21 protein-coding genes are annotated in these 22115 nt (G+C 59.2%); 4 read left to right on the forward strand and 17 right to left on the reverse strand.

The features are described 5' to 3' along the window. Nucleotides 1-55: 55 nt before the first annotated feature. The 9 genes from Q3C01_RS27195 to Q3C01_RS27235 form a co-directional block, all read right to left on the reverse strand. Nucleotides 56-952, reverse strand: coding sequence for an amino acid ABC transporter substrate-binding protein (locus Q3C01_RS27195; protein ID WP_458148431.1), 897 nt, complete (start codon nucleotides 950-952; stop codon nucleotides 56-58). 417 nt (nucleotides 953-1369) lie between these two features. After that, nucleotides 1370-2551, reverse strand: coding sequence for an acetyl-CoA C-acyltransferase family protein (locus tag Q3C01_RS27200; RefSeq protein ID WP_458148370.1), 1182 nt, complete (start codon nucleotides 2549-2551; stop codon nucleotides 1370-1372). Between the two features lie 63 nt (nucleotides 2552-2614). Continuing rightward, entirely contained in the window at nucleotides 2615-3565 is a 951-nt protein-coding gene (locus Q3C01_RS27205; protein ID WP_458148371.1) for an NAD(P)H-dependent flavin oxidoreductase, read from the reverse strand. 12 nt (nucleotides 3566-3577) lie between these two features. Then, nucleotides 3578-4183 carry a TetR/AcrR family transcriptional regulator gene (locus Q3C01_RS27210; protein ID WP_458148372.1) on the reverse strand — a complete coding sequence of 202 codons (606 nt, stop codon included), beginning with the start codon at nucleotides 4181-4183 and terminating at the stop codon, nucleotides 3578-3580. 114 nt (nucleotides 4184-4297) lie between these two features. Next, on the reverse strand, nucleotides 4298-5446 hold the full coding sequence (locus Q3C01_RS27215) for a pyridoxal phosphate-dependent aminotransferase (RefSeq protein ID WP_458148373.1): 1149 nt from the start codon (nucleotides 5444-5446) through the stop codon (nucleotides 4298-4300). Nucleotides 5447-5470: 24 nt separating this feature from the next. Beyond that, nucleotides 5471-6862, reverse strand: a complete 1392-nt coding sequence (gene lpdA, locus Q3C01_RS27220) for a dihydrolipoyl dehydrogenase (protein ID WP_458148374.1) — start codon at nucleotides 6860-6862, stop codon at nucleotides 5471-5473. A gap of 4 nt (nucleotides 6863-6866) precedes the next feature. After that, nucleotides 6867-8192 carry a dihydrolipoamide acetyltransferase family protein gene (locus Q3C01_RS27225; protein ID WP_458148375.1) on the reverse strand — a complete coding sequence of 442 codons (1326 nt, stop codon included), beginning with the start codon at nucleotides 8190-8192 and terminating at the stop codon, nucleotides 6867-6869. Between the two features lie 2 nt (nucleotides 8193-8194). Beyond that, nucleotides 8195-9208 (reverse strand): alpha-ketoacid dehydrogenase subunit beta, encoded by a 1014-nt coding sequence (locus Q3C01_RS27230; protein WP_458148376.1) that lies wholly within the window; start codon nucleotides 9206-9208, stop codon nucleotides 8195-8197. Nucleotides 9209-9211: 3 nt separating this feature from the next. After that, a complete protein-coding gene (locus tag Q3C01_RS27235; RefSeq protein WP_458148377.1) occupies nucleotides 9212-10588 on the reverse strand; it encodes a thiamine pyrophosphate-dependent enzyme in 1377 nt (458 codons plus the stop codon). A 182-nt stretch (nucleotides 10589-10770) separates the two neighbouring features. Between Q3C01_RS27235 and Q3C01_RS27240 the strand changes: the two genes are divergently transcribed. Both Q3C01_RS27240 and Q3C01_RS27245 read left to right on the forward strand, forming a co-directional pair. Beyond that, nucleotides 10771-11628 carry an amidohydrolase family protein gene (locus Q3C01_RS27240; RefSeq protein ID WP_458148378.1) on the forward strand — a complete coding sequence of 286 codons (858 nt, stop codon included), beginning with the start codon at nucleotides 10771-10773 and terminating at the stop codon, nucleotides 11626-11628. Nucleotides 11629-11682: 54 nt separating this feature from the next. Beyond that, on the forward strand, nucleotides 11683-12480 hold the full coding sequence (locus tag Q3C01_RS27245) for an enoyl-CoA hydratase/isomerase family protein (protein ID WP_458148379.1): 798 nt from the start codon (nucleotides 11683-11685) through the stop codon (nucleotides 12478-12480). A 62-nt stretch (nucleotides 12481-12542) separates the two neighbouring features. On the opposite strand, the gene Q3C01_RS27250 is transcribed toward Q3C01_RS27245, so the two are convergent. The 5 genes from Q3C01_RS27250 to Q3C01_RS27270 all read right to left on the reverse strand — a co-directional run bounded on the left by Q3C01_RS27250 (nucleotide 12543) and on the right by Q3C01_RS27270 (nucleotide 16919). After that, nucleotides 12543-13235, reverse strand: coding sequence for a Crp/Fnr family transcriptional regulator (locus tag Q3C01_RS27250; protein ID WP_458148380.1), 693 nt, complete (start codon nucleotides 13233-13235; stop codon nucleotides 12543-12545). Nucleotides 13236-13383: 148 nt separating this feature from the next. Continuing rightward, complete coding sequence (locus Q3C01_RS27255) at nucleotides 13384-13881, reverse strand: Lrp/AsnC family transcriptional regulator (RefSeq protein WP_458148381.1); 498 nt, start codon at nucleotides 13879-13881, stop codon at nucleotides 13384-13386. A gap of 206 nt (nucleotides 13882-14087) precedes the next feature. Then, nucleotides 14088-14342, reverse strand: coding sequence for a hypothetical protein (locus Q3C01_RS27260; RefSeq protein WP_458148382.1), 255 nt, complete (start codon nucleotides 14340-14342; stop codon nucleotides 14088-14090). A gap of 26 nt (nucleotides 14343-14368) precedes the next feature. After that, entirely contained in the window at nucleotides 14369-16063 is a 1695-nt protein-coding gene (locus tag Q3C01_RS27265) for an AMP-binding protein (RefSeq protein WP_458148383.1), read from the reverse strand. A gap of 193 nt (nucleotides 16064-16256) precedes the next feature. Next, nucleotides 16257-16919, reverse strand: coding sequence for a TetR/AcrR family transcriptional regulator (locus tag Q3C01_RS27270; RefSeq protein ID WP_458148384.1), 663 nt, complete (start codon nucleotides 16917-16919; stop codon nucleotides 16257-16259). A 258-nt stretch (nucleotides 16920-17177) separates the two neighbouring features. Between Q3C01_RS27270 and Q3C01_RS27275 the strand changes: the two genes are divergently transcribed. After that, nucleotides 17178-17879, forward strand: a complete 702-nt coding sequence (locus Q3C01_RS27275; protein WP_458148385.1) for a glutathione S-transferase family protein — start codon at nucleotides 17178-17180, stop codon at nucleotides 17877-17879. Between the two features lie 16 nt (nucleotides 17880-17895). After that, the gene (locus Q3C01_RS27280) at nucleotides 17896-18504 is read left to right on the forward strand and encodes a DsbA family protein (RefSeq protein WP_458148386.1); all 609 of its coding nucleotides are present in this window, start codon (nucleotides 17896-17898) and stop codon (nucleotides 18502-18504) included. Nucleotides 18505-18911: 407 nt separating this feature from the next. Here the strand turns inward: Q3C01_RS27280 and Q3C01_RS27285 are convergent, their stop codons facing one another. From Q3C01_RS27285 to Q3C01_RS27295, 3 genes are all read right to left on the reverse strand, one after another. Beyond that, nucleotides 18912-19595, reverse strand: a complete 684-nt coding sequence (locus tag Q3C01_RS27285) for an MFS transporter (protein ID WP_458148387.1) — start codon at nucleotides 19593-19595, stop codon at nucleotides 18912-18914. After that, a complete protein-coding gene (locus Q3C01_RS27290; RefSeq protein WP_458148388.1) occupies nucleotides 19592-20272 on the reverse strand; it encodes an MFS transporter in 681 nt (226 codons plus the stop codon). The genes Q3C01_RS27285 and Q3C01_RS27290 overlap by 4 nt, the downstream gene beginning before the upstream one ends. A 103-nt stretch (nucleotides 20273-20375) precedes the next feature. Beyond that, nucleotides 20376-22049, reverse strand: a complete 1674-nt coding sequence (locus Q3C01_RS27295) for a thiamine pyrophosphate-binding protein (RefSeq protein WP_458148389.1) — start codon at nucleotides 22047-22049, stop codon at nucleotides 20376-20378. Nucleotides 22050-22115 lie beyond the last annotated feature (66 nt).

Raw genomic sequence — 22115 nt, forward strand, 5'->3', positions numbered from 1 at the left:
ACGAGCCACGAAGTGGCGCGCGAGCACGCACCACTCCGTTCTGCGCATGCCACGTTTACTGATAGGTGTCGGGATCTGGAGAATCGGTCGGATTAGCAAACGCTCGCTTGAGCCCATCGCTCATCGGGACGTTCAAATTCAGTCCAGCAGAGTTGATCGGCCTGAGAAACCATTTCTCGTAGATCTTGGCGCCGTCGCCGCTCTGGTAGAGCGCAGCGGTCGCCTTGTCGACCACCGCTTTGAATTTCGGGTCGTCGCGACGCAACATGATTCCATAGGGCTCCGGCTTGGAAAAAGCGTCGTCAGACAGCACGTACCCGGTCGGATTTTTCGAGGAAGCCGCAAGATTAGCTAGAAGGATATCATCCATAACCCACGCGACTGCGCGCCCCGTTTCGAGCAACAGGAAGGCTTCAGCGTGGTCCTTGGCGGGGATGATGTTGAGCCCGAGGCCGCGTGCGACGTTGACCTCGTTTAACTGCTTGATGTTTGTAGTCCCGGAGTTTGAAACGACGGTCTTCCCCTTGAGATCATCGATCTTCTTAAGATTCGACTCTTTCTTGGAGAGAAATCGGCTCGTGGCGAGAAAGTGGGTATTTGTGAACGAGACCTGTTTTTGACGCTCGACATTGTTTGTCGTGACACCGCATTCCAGGTCGATCGCGCCGTTCGCCATCAAAGGTATGCGCGTAGCCGAAGTCACCGGCACCCACTTAACCTTCAGATCGGGCCTCTTCAGCTCCGATCTAACCGCATCGACGATTTTGAGGCAGATATCGTCCGCATAGCCGACTGGCGTCTGCTTGTCGTCGAGAAATGAAAACGGGACTGCACTGTCACGGTAGCCCACCGCAACTTCGCCCGCTTCCTTGACCTTTGCTAGCGTCCCGCTCTCTTGCGCGATCGCATTGGATGTTGCCACGGAAAAAAGTAATGCCGTGCCAATAGACAAGCTCAAGCCTCTGCGACGAATCACGTTCTATCTCCTCCGCTGGATAACTAACTTATGCCGTTCGACATCTACGCAGATGGAGAAGAGCGCAGTAGCACTCTGCTGCAGCTTGGGTAGTCGACCTTCTTGTGCGGGCTTGCCGGCCTAACGGCCGCCGATAATCGATGCTCCGTTGCTGATCAAGTTATTCATGATATCGCCGATTTATGCGCATTCGGCATAGATGAAAAACTTGGGTTTTGACCACGCTGATCCGTAGCCTGCGCGCAGTCCTCCGACGCGACCGATCACGCCCGCGAGCGTTAGCGGGCCGATCAGATGGTTGCAGCCGAGCCTTACGGCGGCGTCGACTCCCGAGCTGGTCGCGATCCTCCCCCTGCAGCCCGAAATTCTCTTTGTTGAAGATGAGAGCCGGACCTACATTCGTTCGAAGATCGCGGCGATGCCTTGTCCACCACCAATGCACATCGTGACCAGGGCATAGCGTCCCCGGATTCGATGAAGTTCATGGATGGCCTTGACCGTGATTATCGCCCCGGTCGCGCCTACCGGATGCCCCAACGAGATTCCGGATCCATTCGGGTTCACCTTTGCCTGATCCAGGTCCAGCTCTCGGATCACTGCACAAGCTTGCGCGGCGAACGCCTCATTGGATTCGATTACATCGAGATCGCTTGCCTTTAGCCCTGTCCGCTTGAGCAGCGCCCGGGTCGCCGGCACCGGCCCGAGCCCCATGTAGGCTGGATCAACGCCTGCGTGGGTGTAACCGACCAGGCGCGCGATTGGCTTTAGCCCTCGTACCTCTGTCGTCCTGATGTCTGCCAGGACCACCGCGGCAGCGCCGTCGTTCAAACCGGACGAATTGCCAGCCGTTACGGTCCCATCGCTCTGGAAGACCGGGGTCATCGCGGCCAACGATTCCACCGTTGCGCCGCTGCGTACATGCTCATCGACCTTGAATTCGACGGTTTTCTTGCGCGACGCGATCTCGACGGGGACAATTTGATCTGCGAACCTACCCTCGGCAATTGCGTGTGACGCCCGACGTTGGCTCTCTGCGGCCAACTCGTCTTGAGACCTTCGGTCGATGCCATGGAGCTTGGCCACGTTCTCGGCTGTGACTCCCATATGAAACTTCCGCCAAGGGTCATGCAGTATGCCGTTCGTGTAGTCGACCAGACCCGCGTCGCCCAGACGGGCTCCCCACCGCGTGGATGTGGCAAGATACGGACCGCGGCTCATCGATTCGGCTCCGCCGGCGATTGCAACGTCAGTGTCGGAGAGGCTGATCGCCTGAGCTGCAGAAACGATCGCCTGCAGACCCGAGCCGCACAACCGGTTGACATTGAAAGCCGGCGTTTCAATCGGGAGCCCCGCGTCGAGAGCCGCTACGCGACTAAGATACGCATCGTTGGGATCCGTTGGGACGACGTTACCCATCACCACATGCCCCACCTTCTCAGCCGCTACACCGGAGCGATCGAGTGCAGCCCTTACTGCAATTGTTGCCAACCGGGTCAGCGGTACATCCCGGAGGGTACCTCCAAAGGTCCCTATCGCTGTACGCATTGCACTGAGAACGACAATGTCTCTGCTCATATCGAAAGTCCTAATGATTGGAGAAGCTCCGGAAGCAGCGCGGATGCGGGCAAGGCCCCGCGGCTACGATTTCCGGGCGATGAACGGATCTCCCACCGCCTCGCCCAGGGCTGTCCTATACTCAGCGATCATGCGCTCGCAGAGCTCAACGACACCGGGGATGTCACTGATCGCGCCGATGCCCTGTCCCGCGGACCAGATCGATTTGAACGCCTTCTTTTCGGTCCTGGTGGCGAGCTCGCGATGGGAAGGTAGGTTTTCCGGATCGAGCCCGGCTGCCACCAGGCTGGCGCGCATGAAACTTGCCGGCACCCCCGATATGTTCGGCGTGTAGATGATGTCAGCAGCGCTCGATTCCACGACCATCCGCTTGTAGTCCGGGTCGGCGAGCGCCTCTCTGGTGGCAAGAAAGCGGGTTCCGAGATAGGCTAGGTCCGCCCCCATCATGCGCGCGGCCGCAACATGCCGACCTGTGGACATCGCCCCGGACAGGATGATCGTTCCCGAATAAAAGGAGCGAATCTCCTCGATCAAAGCAAACGGGCTTAAGGCTCCGGCGTGACCACCCGCACCGGCGCAGACAGCCACGATCCCATCGACGCCGGCTTCAGCAGCCTTCTCGGCGTGCCGCCTGTTGACGACGTCATGGAAGATCAAGCCGCCATATGAATGGACGGCATCGACTACATCCTGCACAACGCCAAGCGAAGTAATGACGAGCGGCACCTTATGCTCAGCAACAATGCCTAAGTCGACCGCCATGCGTGAGTTGCTCTTGTGCACGATCAAGTTGACGCCGTAGGGCGCAGCCGAGGGATGCGCGAGTAAACGCCGTTCAATGATCCTAAGCCAGTCCGCAAAACCGTCTGAGGTTCTCTGGTTGAGCGCAGGAAAGGTACCGAGAATACCCGACCGACAGGCTGAAACGACCAAGTCCGGTCCAGACGTGAGAAACATCGGGGCTGCGATTGCGGGCAATCGCAAGCGGCCTTCGAGAATTGCAGGCAATGCCATCAGGCCTCCCTTTCACTCTTTTGACGGTGCATGTCGAGTTCGACCTGCCCTTGGGCAATCATCACTCATGCAGGTCGATGTCGCTCCGGCGGCGATCAATTGCAGCGCTTGCCCCATCATGCTTGACCAGAAAGTCTGGGCCGAACTTTCGGCCGACATCCCAATGTCCCATCGCTTTTGCGCGAAAACCTCCGAGGTCGCTCGTGCGCCTTGTTCATAAAGTCGATCCATCGTCGCCTTGATCTGCGGCACGAAATTCGAGCGCCTTCGTGCGATCAGCGTCGCCTCAATGAAAGCCAGAACGGCGGGCAGCCCCTCCCCCAAGATGGAAGCAGTGAGTATCTCCTGATACTCCGTAATTGATCTTGCCGACCGCGCCGAGATTTCGGCCGCCTGCCCGGCCTCCAGAATGAGCCGTCCAGCGGCTTCGACGAACAAGCCATCCTTGCTACCGAAATGATAGGTAACCTGGTTCGGAAACACGCCAGCGCCTCCCGCAACCTGGTGAACAGACACCGCAGCGTAGCCGCGCGCCCCGAAGAGCCGGCTTGCCACCAACAGGATCTCGCGTCGGGTCTGTTGCGATCCGGCCCTAATGACACGATCAGCGATCGTCATGTCTCCATCAATGGCACAATGCCCGCGCCGCGGATGTCGTCCAGACGACAAAACCGCACGAGACGACCAATGGCCAACCTCCTCCGCGGCGCCAATGCGCGTTCGCACCCGCCCTTATCGCAACCACGCCGAGATGCGCTCCAATCCCTCCACCATATCGGTCTGTGTTCCGGCGAAGGAAAAGCGAATGTAATTGGCGCCCCGAGCGGCATCGAAATCCATCCCCGGAGCCACCGACACGCCTGCCTCGATGAGCAGACGATGCGCGAAATCCATGCTGTCATTCGTGAAGCGCTGCACGTTGGCATAGACGTAAAAGGCGCCATCGCTTGGATGCAGGTCATCGAGACCGATCTCGGGCAACTTCTTCAGCAGATATTCGCGGTTCACTGCGTACCCTGCCTTGACTGCCTCGAGCTCTTGGGTCGCGTCGAACGCGGCGATCGCGGCATGTTGAGAGAGTGCATTGACGCTGAGCGCGAGATTTTGATGAAGGCATTCCACCGTCCGGACCATTTCGCTCGGGACAACCATCCAGCCGATTCGCCAGCCGGTCATGCAGTAGTATTTCGAGAAGCTGTTGATCACGATCACGTCGTCGGAAAAGGCGAGCGCGCTCTTGGTCGGAAAGTCGTAGACGAGCCCGTGATAAATCTCATCCATGATCAGACGGATGCCGAGATCACGGCAGGCGTCGACCAGGGCGCGGAGATCATTCGGTGCGATCATCGTGCCGTTGGGATTGTTAGGACTCGCGAGGATCAATCCTTTCAAAGGCTTGCGAGAATGGACGCCGTCGAGCATCTCCGGCGTGAGAGTCCAGCGTGTTTCCGCAGTGGTCGGAAGCTCGACGACCTCGAGCCCGAGTGTCTTCAGAATATTGCGGTAGGCAGGATAACCGGGCGTGGGAAGACATACGCGATCGCCAACGTCGAAAAGCGAGAGAAAGGCGAGATTGAAGGCAGCGGAAGAGCCCGTCGTTACCACGATCCGCTCCGGCGGAATGTCCAGCTCATGGGATGAACGATAGTAACCCGCGATCCGCTTTCGAAGGGCCGGTATGCCCAGCGCCTCGGTGTAGCCGATCCGTCCAGCCAGCGCCGCGACCGCGGCATCCCGAACCGGCTTCGGCGCCGAAGCCCCCGGCTCGCCAACAGCCATATGTATGATCCGACGCCCTTCCCGCTCGAGCGCAAATGCGGTCGTCATCACGTCAATGGCCCGGAAAGGTTCGACGGCGCTGCGCCGTGAAAGAATGGTCATTCCAATCGCCTCGGTTGCGGGTTCTTAAAAATGAAGCGGGTGCCCAAGGGCGGCCAGGGCTGCCTCGTGAGTTGCTTCGCCCAAAGTGGGGTGCGCATGTATGACCCCGGCGAGATCCTCAAGGACCGCTCCCATCTCAACGAGGGTCACGAACTGGTCGACGAGTTCGGCCACGTGGCTGCCAACGGCCTGAATACCCAGAATGCGGTGGCTGCTCTTATGGGCAATGACGCGAACGAAACAGCCGTTCTCCGCGCCGGCCATGCTGAGAGCCCTTCCATTTGCCGCGAAAGGGAATTGAGCGCTGACCGTGTCTGCTCCAGCGTCCGAAGGGCCGACCCCAACCGTCACGATCTCGGGTTCCGTAAAACAAACTGCCGGGATTGCCACAGGCTGCCAACGACGCTTTTCGCCGGCGATGATCTCAGCGACCATCCCACCTTGAGCCGACGCTTTGTGGGCAAGCATCGGTTCGCCGACAAGATCGCCAATGGCCCAGACATTTGTTGTCGAGGTATGGCAACGCTCGTCGACCTCGACGAATGGTCCCGACATCTTGAGGTACATCGCTTCGAGGCCCCACCCTTGGGTCGCGGCCCCTCGCCCAACGGTCACGACGATGCGTTCCGCTGGCAATATTCTTCGATCGCCTTCGCTCCGCTCGATCGCAAGGCCGCCCTGCTCTTCGCCGATCGCTTTCGCATTCAGGACAACCTCGACCCCGTGGGTGTTGAGCCAGCGCCTTACCGGCTCGACGAGTTGAGCGTCATATTGAGGGAGGATGGATGATTTTGCTTCGACCACAGTCACGTCAGCGCCAAGCTTGCGATACGCAATTCCAAGCTCAAGACCGATGTAACCTGCACCGACAACGACGAGCTTCGAGGGTAGCGTCGAAAACGATAGCGCCTCGGTCGACGAAACGACCCTGCCGCCGAAGGGCAGAAACGGCAGCTCGATCGGTTTGGAGCCCGTAGCAAGAATGACGTGCTCGGGGCGAATTGTGGTCACGCCATCCGCGGTCTGCACCGCGCAGGTTTTGGCATCTGAGAACCGGGCCCAGCCGGAGATGGTCTTTACCTTGGCTTTTCTGAGCAGCCCGCCGACGCCGCCGTTGAGGCGATCGATAATGCCGTCCTTCCAGGCCATCGTGGCGCCGAAGTTCAGCATCGGCCTCTCGGGAAGAGCGATACCGAAACGGGCCGCTTTCGCCGTCTCCGCCATTTCGGCGTAAAGGGATGCAGCGTGGATGAGCGCTTTCGAAGGGATACAGCCCCGGATCAGGCAAGTGCCGCCCAGCCGGTCGCCCTCGACCAGAACGGTTTCAAGGCCAAGCTGGCCGCAGCGTATCGCGGCGACATAGCCGCCAGGTCCGCCGCCCACAACCAGGACCTTTGGGGTCAGGGTTTCGTTCATCGTGTCAATCCATGAATATGAGAGCCGGGTGCTCGATCAGCCGCTTCATCAACTGGACGAACTGAGCTGCGTCGTAGCCATCGATGATGCGATGGTCGAAGGAGGAAGACAGGTTCATCATCTTGCGGACGCTTACGAAGTGTCCTTCGACCACGGGCCGTTCGACGATCTTGTTGGGCGCAAGAATCGCCACCTCTGGATGGTTTATGACAGGCGTCGAGACGATGCCGCCCAGCGTCCCCAGACTTGTGAGAGTAATGGTTGAGCCGGATAGCTCCTCCCGTGTCGCCAAGCCACGTCGGGCGGCGGCCGAGACACGAGAAAGCTCGTTCGCAAGCGCCCAAATGTCGTACCGCTCGGCATTACGAATGACTGGGACCATAAGCCCGCCGTCCGTTTGCGTCGCGATCCCGATGTGAACCCCCTCATAGGAGTGCAGAAGGCCTGCGTCGTCGTCAAAGCGAGCGTTTACCTGCGGGAAGTGGGGCACAGCACGCACCAGCGCGCGCATGAAGAAGGGCAGCAGCGTCAGCTTGGGTTGGTCAGGCCTGCGATGGGCATTGACGTCGGCGCGCAATGCTTCCAACTCGGTGACGTCGCACTCCTCAACGTAGTTGATGTGCGGGATGCGGCGCTTCGCCTCCTGCATCTTTTCGGCGATCTTCCGGCGCAGACCGACGATCTTGTGGTCGGCAACGCCCTTTCGGGCGACGTAGCGAGCGTCGCCAACCGGCGCGGCACCTCCCGATGCGATAAAGTTGTCCAGATCGTCTGGCGTGATCCGGCCGCCTGGTCCGGTGCCGGGAACATATTGCAGCGGGATGCCAAGTTCGAGTGCGCGGCGCCGAGTAAACGGCGCAGCGAGGGGCGCTTCGTCTGCGGCCCGCATTGCCCAGACTGCAGCGGCTTTCGGCCGTTCCGTCCCCTTCGTGGACTCCGTCGGCATTGATCTTGCGGGCAGCTCGGCCGCAGCAGGGATGGACGAGACGTGCGCTTGCCGCGAGTGGACTTCGGGATTGGCGATCGCGGCGTGGCTCGTACCAAGAATGGGTGTGGGAGCAAGAGTCTCCGCATCGGCGTTGCCAGGACCATCAACTTCAAGCTCGATCAGCACCGACCCGACCGGCGCCATGCCGCCGACCTCACCGTGAGTCGCCCTCACCTTTCCCGAAACTGGCGACATCACCTCGACTGTTGCCTTGTCGGTCATCACGTCAACGAGATTCTGGTCCTCCGTGACGACGTCACCAACGGAGACGTGCCAGGCGACGACTTCGGCCTCGGCAATCCCCTCGCCCACGTCCGGAAGGCGGAAGAAATAACGCCCCACGCTCAGCCTCCCATTACGCGCTTGAGGGCCGCGTCCACGCGCTTCGGCCCGACGAAATAATCCCATTCGAACGTGTGCGGATAAGGCGTGTCGTAGCCGCAGACGCGTTCGATCGGCGATTTCAGATGGTAGAAGCACCGCTCCAATATCTGCGCGGCAAGCTCGGCGCCAAATCCGCAGAACCGCGTGGCTTCGTGCACGATCACGCATCGTCCGGTCTTCTTGACGGATTCGGCAATGGTCTCGACATCGAGAGGCACGATGGAGCGCAGATCAATCAGCTCGGCGTCATGTCCCCCCTCGGCGATCGCGCTCTCGGCAACATGAACCATCGTTCCGTAGGCAAGGACGGTTGCGGCTGATCCCTCGCGAACGATTGCAGCTTTGCCAAGCGGGACGGTGTAGCGCCCCGCCGGCACTTCGGCCCGAGAATGCTGCGCCCAACTCTTGATCGGGCGATCATGATGGCCGTCGAACGGACCGTTATAGAGCCGCTTGGGTTCAAGAAAGATCACCGGATCATCCTCGGCGATCGAAGCAAGCAGCAGTCCCTTTGCGTCGTAGGGATTGGAGGGAATTACCGTCTTCAAGCCGGGGATGTGCGCAAACAGCGTCTCAGGAGATTGACTATGGGTCATGCCGCCGAAGATGCCGCCGCCATAGGGCGAGCGCACAGTGATCGGAGCCCAGAACTGGCCGCTCGAGCGGTAGCGAAGCTTCGCAGCCTCGGACAGAAGCTGGTCGTAGCCCGGCCAAAGATAGTCGACGAACTGGATCTCAACGACGGGTCTCAACCCGTACGCTCCCATTCCGATCGCAGCCGAGATAATGCCGCCTTCCGTGATTGGCGCGTCAAAGCAACGCTCGATCCCGTGCTTTTGCTGGAGTCCTTCCGTCGCGCGAAAGACCCCGCCGAAATAGCCGACATCCTGTCCGAAGATGAGAATGTCCGGATCGTTGCCCAGCGCCACGTCCATCGCGGAATTGATCGCCTGAACCATGTTCATGACTGGCATCGCTCAGATCCCCACTTCCCGCCGCTGCTCGATTACGCGCCAATCCGGTTCCTTGAACACGCCTTCAAACATCTCAGCGAGACTGGGACGGGATTTTCCGATAGTCCCGATCGCTTCGGCTTCTTTCTGGGCCGCGCGTATGGTCTCAGTTAGCTCCGCCTCGAGCTGGACATGGCGCTCGTCCGACCACTCATCGATTGAAATGAGGTGACGCTTCAGCCGCTCGATCGGGTCGCCCAGTGGCCAGTGCTCGGCATCTTCGGCGGGACGATATTTGGTGGGGTCGTCGCTCGTCGAATGTGCCGACGCGCGATAGGTCACGAACTCTATCAACGTCGCGCCCATTCCGGCGCGGATGCGCTCCACCGCCCATTGTGTCGCCGCCGCGACTGCCAGGAAGTCGTTCCCGTCAACGCGCAAGCCCGGCACTCCGTAGCCAAGTGCCTTGGCAGCGAAGGTCGTCTCATCCGCCCCAGCGATGCCCGAATAGCTGGAGATCGCCCACTGATTGTTGACAATGCAGAGAATGGCCGGCGCCTTATACACTGTGGCAAAGGTCATCCCCTCATGGAAATCTCCTTCGGCGCTGGTGCCGTCTCCAATATGCGCAACCGCAATCTTGTCTGACCGTTTGTATGCCGCTGCCATGGCCCAGCCCACTGCGTGCCCGAAGCGGCTGCCAAGATTGCCCGACAACGAATAGAACCCGTAGTCTCGCGCCGAATAAAGGATTGGCATCTGCCGTCCCTTCATCGGGTCGTTCGAATTCGCGAAGATCTGATTGAACAAATCGATGAGCGGATAGCCCCTCGCCATGAGCCATGTCAGCGATCGGTAGGACGTGAAGGTCATGTCCTCTGGGCCAAGAACCAGCGATTGAGCGGCAGTAATGGCCTCCTCTCCGTTCGATCGCATATAGAAGCTGGTCTTGCCCTGCCGGTGGGCGCGAAACATTCGCTCGTCGATGATCCTCGTCATCAACATTGAGCGAAGACCATCACGCAGCACCTGGACGTCGAGATCGGGCTTCCACTCTCCGACCGCGATGCTCGCGTCATCCAGCACTCTGATGAGCGTATAAGGCAGGCTTCGCAGCTCCGCCTCCGCGGCGTCGGGCGCTGGCCGCTTGACCGAGCCGGCAACTGGAAATGTCATCCTGCTGAAATCGGGAGCATCGCCTGGTCGAGCCGCAGGTACGGGCACATGCAAACCTCGATGCTCGACCACGACCAAATCCTCCGCGCAAGGCTTCTCTCCGTCGCGTATCGATTGACGGCGCCATTCGGTCAAACCAAATGTGGAGCATCCCGAGAGATTCAGATGCGGTTCGGCGCATCGTGCCAAGGAGCCGATGCTTGCGCAAAGATCGCCGAACGCCATTCGGCATAAATGCGGAGTTCGATCGTGAGCCCCGAACATTGGCTTTCCTTATCGACCCTCGATCTGCGCTAAGTCTCGGCCGCCTTACCAGGTTCTATTGCCATTCACGGCAATTGTGATAACCCCGTAACACTGTTATTTGCGCCAGACTATCCGGCCTGGTCCCACCCAACGGTCCAAGAATGTTCTCGTTGGTTGCCAAGGCAGATTTAACTAGGGAGCTTCGCATGATCGTTGATGCTTGGATGCAGCATCCGAACGCTGAATGGATCGCCAATCCCATGTTCGACTCCTTGCGGCGGTGGAAACCAGGCAAATGGTCCGAGACGAGCCAACCAATAGAGGCAACTCTTGCGGAAATGGATCAAGCCGGCGTGTCTGTAGGAATGCTATGTGCGTGGCACGGGCCGTCCGGCCCGATGATCAGCAACGATGAGGTCGCTCATTGCTGCCGAACACATCCTGGCCGCTTCGTCGGGATTGCGTCTGTCGACCTCTACCGACCGATGGACGGCGTGCGCGAGCTCCGCCGCCGCGTCAAGCAAGACGGGTTCAAGGGGCTGCGCGTGCTGCCATGGATATGGGGTCTTCCGCCCGACGACCGCCGTTACTACCCACTTTTTGCCGAATGTTGCGAGCTCGACATTCCGTTCTGCACCCAGGTGGGGCACGCCGGCCCGCTTCGGGAGTCGGAGCCTGGACGCCCCATCCCCTATATCGATCGCGTCGCCATCGAATTCCCTGAGCTGCGCATCGTCGGTGGCCACATCGGCGTACCCTGGCTCGGCGAAATGCTCTCGCTCGTCATGAAGTACCCTAACATCTTCATCGATACCTCGGCCTATAAGGTGAGCCGCTACCCGAGGGAGTTGGTCGACTACATGCGCGGCAATGCGCGACATCGCGTCCTTTTTGGCTCTAATCATCCGTTCTGGCCGGCAGGTGAATGCATCGCCGGCCTCGACACTCTTGACCTCGGTGAGCCGGCGAAGGCCGCGTTCCTCGCGAAGAATGCCAAGTCCGTATTCAAGCTCGATTGAGCAAAGAGAGCATCGGCGTCAATCTGGTCGACCGCACCATGAAGGAGGACGAACATGCCTTGGGCTATCGAACGCAAACATGACCACGTCGTCGTCGTCACGATGAACACCAACAAAGTGAATGCCCAGAATCCGGCATTCTTCGATGACCTGCATGCAGCCTTCGATCGTCTTGAGACTGAGTACGGTGATTGTGCCGTCGTTCTGACCGGGACTGGCAAGGTGTTCACCGCCGGCCTCGACCTGGACCATCATTTCGCGATGTTCGCGCGCCGCGATATCAAGGAGATCGATCGATGGTTCGCTGCCTATCGCGCGACTAACCTCAGGCTATTCACTTATCCTCGCCCCACCGTGGCGGCGATCAATGGCCATGCTTATGCCGGCGGGTTCATCACCGCGATCAACTGCGACTATCGCATCGCCGCGACGGGGGCGGCGCAGTTCGCGCTGAACGAGGTCCCGATCGGGATTCCGATGCCGGCGGTGTATTGCGAGATCATCAAGTACGCGATCGGTACGCAGGCAGCCGCCGAGTTCACGCTGTTCGGGCAGGTGTACGATCTGGAGGCGGCGTGCCGCATGAATGTCGTGCAGAAGACAACCGCACCCGCCGAGCTTCTGGACGCAGCGGTAACCTGGGCCGCCCATGTGAAGCCCGATTGCTACCCCGCCTACGCGTTCTCGAAACGGGCGTTACAGGCAACGGCGATGGCGGCAATCGATTCAGCCGCGCGCCTGGATCTGGACTTCCTCTCGCGTGGCATGTCAGACCCCAAGAGCCTTGAGGCGAACGCGCGTCGTTTCCGCGAGCTGAAGGGCAAGGACATCACCTGGAAACTGCCGGCCTAGCCCGGCTGTTGGCCTGCGGCGATGGCGGATCGCTAGTCCCGCCCTGCGGGCAGCGCCGTCAATCATTCATCGACGGGATCACTCGCTCCATAGCGATTCAACCTCTCGAGACTCGGCACCGCTATCCTGGCATGCCGAGCCTCGACAAGTCCCTCGGCCTCCAGGATCGCAAGAGCTTGGTTCGCGGCCTGCCGCGACATTCCGGCAAGGAGCCCGAGTTCCTCCTGTGTAATCTCGATGTGGCCACGCGTGTTAGGATAGAGCACCGGGTTAAACAGCCAGATTAAATGCCGGGCCACACGTGCGGCCGGATCGTGGAGCCGATCGGATTCAATCGTCGCGATGAACTGACCCATTCTTTCGTTGAGCTGATGCGCGATGAACTGGGCGAACCGCACGCTATTGTCAAATAGCCACATGAACGTGGTCCGGCTCACCATCGCCAGATGCGTCTCTCGGAGCGCCACAAGATCGTATTTGCGCAATTCGTCCTTCATGATCGTGCCTTCACCGAACCAACCACCGGCGCTGACACCACCGTAGGTCATCTGCTTGCCGCTCTCGGAGATCGCGCTCATCTTGACAAGACCTGTGACGACGCCGGTCCAAAAGTCAAAGCGATCGCCTCGATGGCAGATGTAGGATCCGGCCGGGAAATGCCGCTCGCTGATCCCTTTGATCACGGTCGACGCCTCCCGCTCGGTCAGGAGGTCGCTCCAGAAAGCTAAGGCTCGAAGTTCGTCTTTGGCGCTCAAAATTTGCGTCCCCGGCCGCAGCGCGGCACGTCATCCGATGAGGATAACCTCCTGTTGTGTGGCACGAAAAGCGTCAAATATGTCGCGGACTGATAGGAGCGATGATAAGGTCAATATGTCAGTCCTACCGGCTGCCCATCGTCGCGGGTCAGCCGAGGCGTGGATTGGGACCGCGCTCCAGGTACGTGGACAAGACGATGTGACTGCGAGTTGCTTCGATGCCTTCGATGCCGTGAATTCGGACCAACAGATCCTCCAGGGATTGCGCATCTCGGGTCCGGATCTTGAGCAGCATCGCGCTCTCCCCGGTGATCGTGTGCATCTCCTCCACGTCAGGCAGGTCTGAAAGCTCCAGTAACTGGTGGGTCTTTGCCCAAAGCTTGGTGTCAACGTGCACGAAGGCCAAGAGCGGCCGTCCGAGCTTGGCGCCATCGAGGCTTGCAACTGTTGCCTTGATGACCTTGTCCTGCTTGAGGCGCTTGACGCGTTCATGCACGGCTGGCGCAGACAGATGCACCAGCTTCCCCAGCTCAGTATAGCTGCGGGTCGAATCTGTAGCCAGCAAAGCCAGCAGCTTCCGGTCTACATCATCCAACCGCGCACTTTGAGCGGCATCGAGTTGCGCGTCGTTCGCATTCTTCGCCACGGAAACCAATCCCAGTCTGGTTGTTCGAATGTCAAAGCTATGAGCGCTTCATGGAGCCGCACGAAGCAAGGAGCCCGCCGGAACGGGACGATAGCCGCTGCAGGCCCCCACGCAAGCTCGCTCGCTGCCGTCCCGGCCGGTCGCCTCCTGAGGCAGAGCGGCCGAGGCAGCGTCGGTCTCTCCTGCCCTGGTCTGCCACCATCCAGCTAGCTCAGGAACAGCAATGCAAACAGCAGCACCGTCCCGGCCGACAAGCACATTAGGGCTATCAACTGTCCCTTGGCGACTTCCGCCCGAAGTTGGCCATCGGACATGCCAAAAGGGACTTCCAGAGGCACGATCTGCCCGCAGTCTGCCTGCACCAATATTCTCCGAACCCCTGCGCATTCTACAAAGGCAGCGCCGATAGCGGTCGATCGATATTGCGGAAGGCAAACCGCCTCGCGTCTGAGCCCGATCATCCGCTCATTCTCCGCATATTCTCGACCTAGGCGGTCCGCGCCTCGGACAGCGCGAGTTCACGCGCCATTGCCTCGCGCATCACGAACTTCTGGACCTTCCCGCTCACCGTCATCGGGAAGTTTTCCACGAAGCGGACATAGCGAGGCACCTTGTAGTGAGCGATCGAGCCGCGACAGAAGGAACGGATACCTTCTTCGTCACAACTCTGCCCATCCTTGAGCCGGATCCAAGCGCAGATCTCTTCGCCAAACTTCCGATCGGGCACGCCGAAAACCTGGACATCCTGCACCTTCGGATGCCGATAAAGAAACTCCTCGATTTCGCGGGGATAGATGTTCTCCCCGGCTCGGATCACCATGTCCTTGATCCGGCCGGTGATGTTGCAATAGCCTTCCGCGTCGATGGTGGCCAGGTCTCCCGTGTGCATCCAGCCGGCTTCGTCAATGGCTTCCGCGGTCTTCTCCGGATCGTCCCAATAACTACGCATGACGGAATAGCCGCGCGTGCACAGTTCTCCCTGTACGCCGCGCGGAACGACATGCCCCAACTCGTCGACAATCTTGACCTCGACGTGGGGGAATATTTTGCCAACCGTGGAGACGCGGCGCTCCAGCGGGTCATCCCGTTCGCTCTGGAAGCTGATAGGGCTGGTTTCGGTCATCCCGTACGCAATCGTGATCTCACCTATTCCCATCTCGTCGACGACACGACGCATCACCTCGATAGGACACGGCGACCCCGCCATGACGCCGGTTCGCAGGGAAGACAGGTTGAAACGCACAAACTCGGGATGCTCGAGAATGGATAAGAACATCGTAGGGACGCCATGCAGTGCCGTGCAGCGCTCCGCCTCCACGGCCTCGAGCACACTGAGAGCGTCAAACGCCTCGCCAGGAACGACCATGGTCGCAGCGTGGGTGACGCAAGTCAGATTGGAGAGGACCATCCCAAAGCAATGATAAAACGGCACGGGAATGCACAATTTGTCTTCAGGCGTAAGGCCCAGGGATTGCCCGCAGAAGAAGCCGTTATTGAGAATGTTGTGGTGCGTAAGGGTGGCTCCCTTTGGTGCACCTGTCGTTCCGCTGGTGAACTGGATGTTGATCGGATCGTCGAAGCGAAGCTTCACCGAAGGAGGCGGCGATCCCACTCCGCGCCGCCGCACCTCATCAAATGAGAGAAGCCCCTGCACCGCCGCTTTTCCAATTTGAATGATCGCACGCAGTTCCGGAAGCGCCTTGAGGCTCAGGCGCCCGGCCGTGCTGGTTGCGATTTCCGGGGCTAGCTGCTTCAGCATGCCGATGTAGTCGCTCGATTTGAAGGCCGTCGCGGTAATGAGCGCCGCGCACCCCACCTTCCTCAGCGCATACTCCAGTTCATGCGGACGATAAGCAGGATTGATGGTTACAAGAATGAGACCTAGCTTGGCAGTAGCGAACTGCGCGACGACCCATTCGGCATTGTTAGGAGACCAGATGCCTACCCTTTCTCCAGCCACCAACCCAAGGGACGCCAGGCCGCTTGCGAATTGATCGACCGCGACAGTGAGTTCGCGATAGGTCCAGCGAATGCCCTGCGACCGGACCACGAGTGCCAACCGATCAGGATGGGCGCGAGCGACAGCGTCAAAGCACTCACCGATCGTCAAACCGAGAAGGGGCGTCGTAGTCACCCCGCTGACGTAACTCGGCGCAAGCGTCGGACTCAGCCCCTTGAGCATTTGTTAACCTCCCGAAGCCATCCGTTTATCTTGATGTTCTCTGCAAATAACATAGTTATTTAGAAGCGACAAGCGCCGCGCTGGCGAGGCTTTGTCGCTGTCCAAAGCTCCAGCCATACCATCTAATTATCCGAAGAACTTCGTATGCCAGCCCCGGGTGCCCGCAGGCGCTGCGGCCGCGGAACAGCCGAACTCAATCCCGAGTGCGCCGAGACTTGGCTCCCGCAACGTCAGCAGTTCCCCGATAGAATGTGGCGATACACTCGTCGACAAGTTGCTCGGAGTCGACCGAGAGTATCCGAAGGCGTCCCGTCCTCAGCATCAGGAGCAAACCAAACATCCAAGAGGCTCCTGCGATGGCTTTTTCATGCTTATCAGCGGCGTTCACGAGGCCGTCGGCCTCCAAGGCATCGGCAGCCGCGGCGTAGACCCGCTTTAGTCGAACATTCAACTCTCGGTTCAGTTCCTTGCCCACTCCAGCAGGCTTCGCCCCGCCATATAGGTAGAAACCAAGATCATACTCCGAGGGACTATCGCGGAAGTACTCGAACCAGGCACGCAGCGCCGCTGCCCCCTTTCGGCCGACCGATGCCTTAGCAGCAGCGCCTTCGACCGCATTTGCCATGTCGGTCAGGGACTCTCGAAGAATGTCTGCGTAGACTTCTTCCTTGCTCGCGTACTGGGCATAGAGCGCGCCGGTCGTATATCCGGCCGCCTTGGCAATCTCGCGGACAGACGCTCCATCCAATCCGGCTTCAACGAAGACACGCTTCGCAGCGTCCCTGATCAGCGCCCGCTTGAATGCGCTCACGGCTGCCTTGCGCTTCTCGACTCCTGGATCCGAACCGTTTGCCATGGGGCAGCCGCCGCCTTTTGTTTGAAACTGTCGTCAAGCCGACATCGCCCGTATCCGCGATGCCCGCCGCAGTTTTCGCCGCGACTGATCCCTCAGGTCAACCCCACCCGATGAAATGGCGGCTCGACATCCCTGCTTCTAGAGCACTGCGAGCCCTGCCCGACCCACTTAGCTTGACATAACATCGTTATTTTTTTATTACACGAAAATTCTGCTGGTTCACTGGGCTTGCCGCCCCTTGGAAAGCGAGGAAAAGCTATGATCCATCTCTACACTTGGCCGACGCCCAACGGTCACAAGGTTCAGATCATGCTTGAGGAAGTCGGCCTGGCCTACGAAGTGCACCCGGTCGACATCACCCAAGGCGCACAATTCAGGCCCGATTACCTCGCCCTCAATCCGAACAACAAGGTACCGACGATCGTCGATCAGGATGGCCCTGGCGGCCAACCGATCACCGTCTTCGAGACAGGCGCAATTCTGGCTTACCTCGCGGAAAAGACGGGACAGCTCATGCCGGCCAATCGCCGAGCGCGGTCGGAAGTTATGCAATGGCTGATGTGGCAAATGGGCGGACTGGGCCCCATGCTCGGTCAAGCGCAGCACTTCCACCGTTATGCGACCGAGAAAGTCCCCTATGCCATCGACCGTTACACCAAGGAAGGTCGGCGCCTGCTGAGCGTGATGGAACAACGGCTTGATGGTCGTAACTATCTGGCAGGCGAATATTCAATCGCCGACATTGCGTGCTTTCCCTGGGTTCGCATCCACAAGATGGCCAATCAGAGTCTCGATGATTTGCCGAAGGTCGCCCGCTGGTACAGCGCTATCCGCAGCCGGCCACCAGTAGAGCGAGGCCTCAAACTGCTTCTGGATCAGTGGGTCGACGTTACGAAGAGCGAGGAAGCGCGCACCAATCTCTTCGGCGGTCCCCAATACCGCTCGAATACAATCAGCTAAGCCCGAACGAACGCAGATGACGGCGAGAGTTACAATCTACGTCGACTACCGCAGTCCGTTTTCCTATCTTGTCAAGGAAGAGGCGTTCGCGCTTGAGCGTGAATTCGACGTAGACCTTGTCTGGCTGCCGTTCGCCATCGACTTGGAGGGCGCATACGGCGGCGCCGTCGAAGAGCGAACCGAGCGAGATTGGCGTAAAGTCCGCTATTCCTACATGGACGCAAGACGGCTTGGGGCACGACGCAATCTCATCATCCGCGGCACCCGCAAGATCTATAATCCTACGTTGGCGCATATCGGCCTGCTCCTCGCAACGCAAACACACGACACCGTATTCCGCCAATATCACGATACTCTCTGCGAGCGGTTTTGGCGCGGCGAGCTCGACATCGAAGATGCGGTGGCGATTAGAGCTCTCGTTGTCGAAGCGGGAGCGGAAGGCGCGGCATTCGACGAATTGATCTCGTCGGGCGCCGGGGTTCGCCAGTGCAAGAGAATTACTCTGCAAGCCGAAATGCAAGGCGTATTTGGTGTCCCAACATTTGTCCTTGATAGGACCGGCGAACTCTTCTGGGGCACAGATCGGCTGTGGCTTCTGCGGGAACACCTATCTCCGAAAGCCTAAGCAGGCGTCCAATTCATCCGAACCACGGCCACCCGTTAGCGCCAGTCACATAGCGTTCCGCGGACGCTTCCTCCTAAACGCCGGGACCCCTCCTAGGATCCCCGCCTTCTATTGAACGTAAGGCCTCGAGCTCAACCCAAGATTATTCCCGCACGGCTCTCGATGAAGCCCTCGAAGCCCGACGACTATGCAGCCTGGCACCGTGCCGCAACTGAGCAGAGGGCCGTCACCAGCGTGTAGCGATTCGGCGTTGTCATTTATTGAGTATGATGGTCGCGACAATACGCTGTTCAACAACTCGAAACCAAGATTCGAATAGCTCACGGAGGCTGAGGCGCATCGCCGTAGCGTACGGCTCGTCCCAACAGGCGCTAGCCGACGGCAAGGCAGCCAAGCTCGGAGCGCGATCACCGAGCGGTATGCGCAGTGGCGAGTTCGTTGCGAAAGCCGACGACGACGATGAGGCCCGTCGCGATCTGGATTGCTGCAACGGCATAAAGGCCGACCACCATGCTGCCCGTCACTTCGCTAAGCACACCAAGAACCCACGATGACAGCAGTCCCGATATCTGGCCAAGGCTGCTGACAATGGCGATCCCGATCGCCGCTGTACTCTTGGATAAATAGGTTGGTGGAATCGACCAAAACACCGAAAACGCTCCATACTGCCCCACACTCACGAGTGTCAGAAACACGATCGCGGGTATCCAACTCGTATGGAACGTAGCGAGCAGCAGCGCCCCGACAGCCGTCGTCGACACGCTCGCCATGAAGTGCCAACGCCGCTCCTGCAAACGGTCCGAATGCCGTCCGACGGTGATCATCGAAATTGCTCCCGCGATATTTGGTATCGTAGTGAGCAAGCCGATCAGTGCGGGACTGCCGATACCCGATCCGCGGATGATTGCGGGTCCCCAGAAATTGAGAACACTAATCGCCCACGGCGTAAATGAGTAGGCGAGCGCCAAGAGATAGACACGTGGGTCACGAAGCAATTGGGCGAAAATCGCCCCATTGCCATGCAGGCGTTGCTTGCCTACCTGCTCCTCCTCGAGCTTTGCGCGCAGATATTGCTTTTCGGCACGGGTCAACCAGGTCGCATCTTCGGGACCATTGTCCAGATAGAAATAGGTGCAATTCCCATCAGTACGGCCGGAGCGCCTTCGAGCAAGAACATCCATTGCCACGACTTCAGCCCGTGCGCGTCGCCGAAGAGTTCCATGATCCCGCCGGACAGTGGGCCGCCAACAACACCAGCGACGCACAGAGCGACCATGAGCAGCGAGGTTGCGCCGGCGCGCCGCGTCGCCGGAAACCAGTATGTGAGATAGAGAATCAGCCCGGGGAAAAAGCCCGCTTCCGCCATGCCGAGCAGGATCCGCATGATGTAGAGCTGGAATGGCGAGCTAACGAACGCTGTCGAAGCCGAAACGACACCCCACAATACCATGATACGCAGAATCGCCGCCCGCGCCCCGATCCGTTCGAGCAACATGTTGCTCGGCACTTCGAAGACCACGTAACCAAGATAGAAAATGCCAACACCGAGCCCATACGATGCATCCGTCAGACCCACGTCGGCTTTAAACCGGAGATACGCAAAACTGATGTTCGACCGATCAATGTAACAAAGCACGTAAGCGAACAGCAGAAAGGGTATCAGCCTTAGTGTGATCTTTCTGAAGAGCGCAATCTCATTGACGTCGTCACTACGCAGGCAGTCGATTTCCGACTGTAACGTGTCGATCGCGGTCGTCGCTGGTCTCATTTGCGCTCTCCTGTCTGGACGACCCGCGCGGCGTCAACTCAAATTGCGGCCGAACGCGGTGTGTGCGCCAGATGGGCTACTGGATTGTCAGGCTATTTCTTCGCTAGGCGCTGCGGACCCTGGGCTGGCCAGGATCGATCATCACATCGACGAGTACGGGCTTGCGAGAAGCAATTGCTTTCGTGAGCGCGGATTCCAACTCGTCTGGGCGATCAACCCTCACCGCCTCCACCCCCAATCCGCGCGCCAATGATATGAAATCAAGAGGTGGATCTGCAAAATCCATCCCGATGAAGTGATCTGCATTGCGCATCGAAACCAATCGTTCCTTGATAATCCGATATGATCTGTTGTTTGCGATCACGTAGGTGATGGGAAGTTTGAGCTGGGATGCGGTCCACAACGCCTGGATCGCGAACATGGCGCTACCGTCTCCAACGAGAGCCACAACGGAGCTCCCCTCTCTCGCCAGAGCTGCACCAACCGATCCGCCCATCGCAAAGCCAAGCCCTCCGCTGGACAACCCCATGAAGTCGCGTGGTCCGTCGACTTTAAGAACAGACGACAAAAGTGGAGCGGTCGTCGGGGCTTCCTCCACTACAATCGTGCCCTCAGGAATGACCTGCGCGACCAGCATTGCCAGGCAGGCGGGATCTATTGGCTGGTTCTTCATCTTTTCGCTCGCTGAGCGAATGAACGTTTCCCTCTGCACGCCCCAGTTTGCTGAACTGATGGAAGCTAGCCTCTTCTCAGCCGACCGCTTTTGTTCGGCCGAAAGCCGCTCCTTTAAGTGGGGAAGGAGACCAACAAGCGTGTCCTTTACGCCCGCCCGAATGGCGAACTGCGTTTGATAGTTCTTTCCAAGCTCCCATTCCCGCTCGGAGATGTGAACCACCCTCAGGCCCGGAGGCATTGGATCGACCTCGCTGAAGGCTGACATTCGCAGCAGGTCGGCCCCGAGCACGATGAGCAGATCGTGCCGTGAAAGTATTTCCCGGACGCGGGTCTGGTTGCGCGACAAGTCACCCATGAACGCCGCGTGATCAACAGGGAATCTCGTGTTGTACGGGATGGGCTCGTGATACACGGGAGCCCCGAGCAGTTCGGCCAGCTGCCCAGCCTCCGACATGGCATCTTGTTCAGATAACTCACGGCCGGCAATTATTATGGGCGCCACGCTGTCACGCATAGCGCGAACGATCTGATCGCGTACGCTGTCAGTCGGTACGCCATGCGAAAGAACGCGTGTCTTGTGACCCAACTCGAGGTCTGCCTCGTCGTCGAGAATGCTGCCCGGCAGGCTTAGAAAGACAGGCCCGAACGGAGGCGTAAGGGCGACTTTCGCCGCGCGACGAACGACCGTCGGAAGATCCTCGACGCGCTGAACCTCGTGCGCCCACTTCACCAGCGGCTGAGCGATTGGTACCAACGGTTCATAAAGCATCGGCTCACGCAGGCCGTATCCGATCTCATATTGGCCGGCGGTGATGATAATCGGCGATCCTGCAAACTTGGCATTGTACAGGGCACCCATCGCGTGCCCAAGCCCCGGCGTGCAATGCAAGTTGCACGCGGTGAGTTGACCCGATGCGCGGGCAAACCCGTCTGCCATTGATACGACCACCGATTCCTGAAGGCCAAGCACGTAGCGCAGGTCGGCACCCGGCAGCGCCTCCATCAGCGCCAACTCGGTGGTGCCTGGGTTTCCAAACAGATGCGTCACGCCTTCGTCCTGGAGCAGTCGAAGAAATGCTGCTCGACCGGTCAGTCTATCCAATTGCGCGTCTCCTCTTAAGGCTTGTGTTCGACCACGCGTGAATACCAAGCGCAGTGAACTCAGAAA

This window comes from Bradyrhizobium sp. UFLA05-109, from assembly GCF_054185165.1.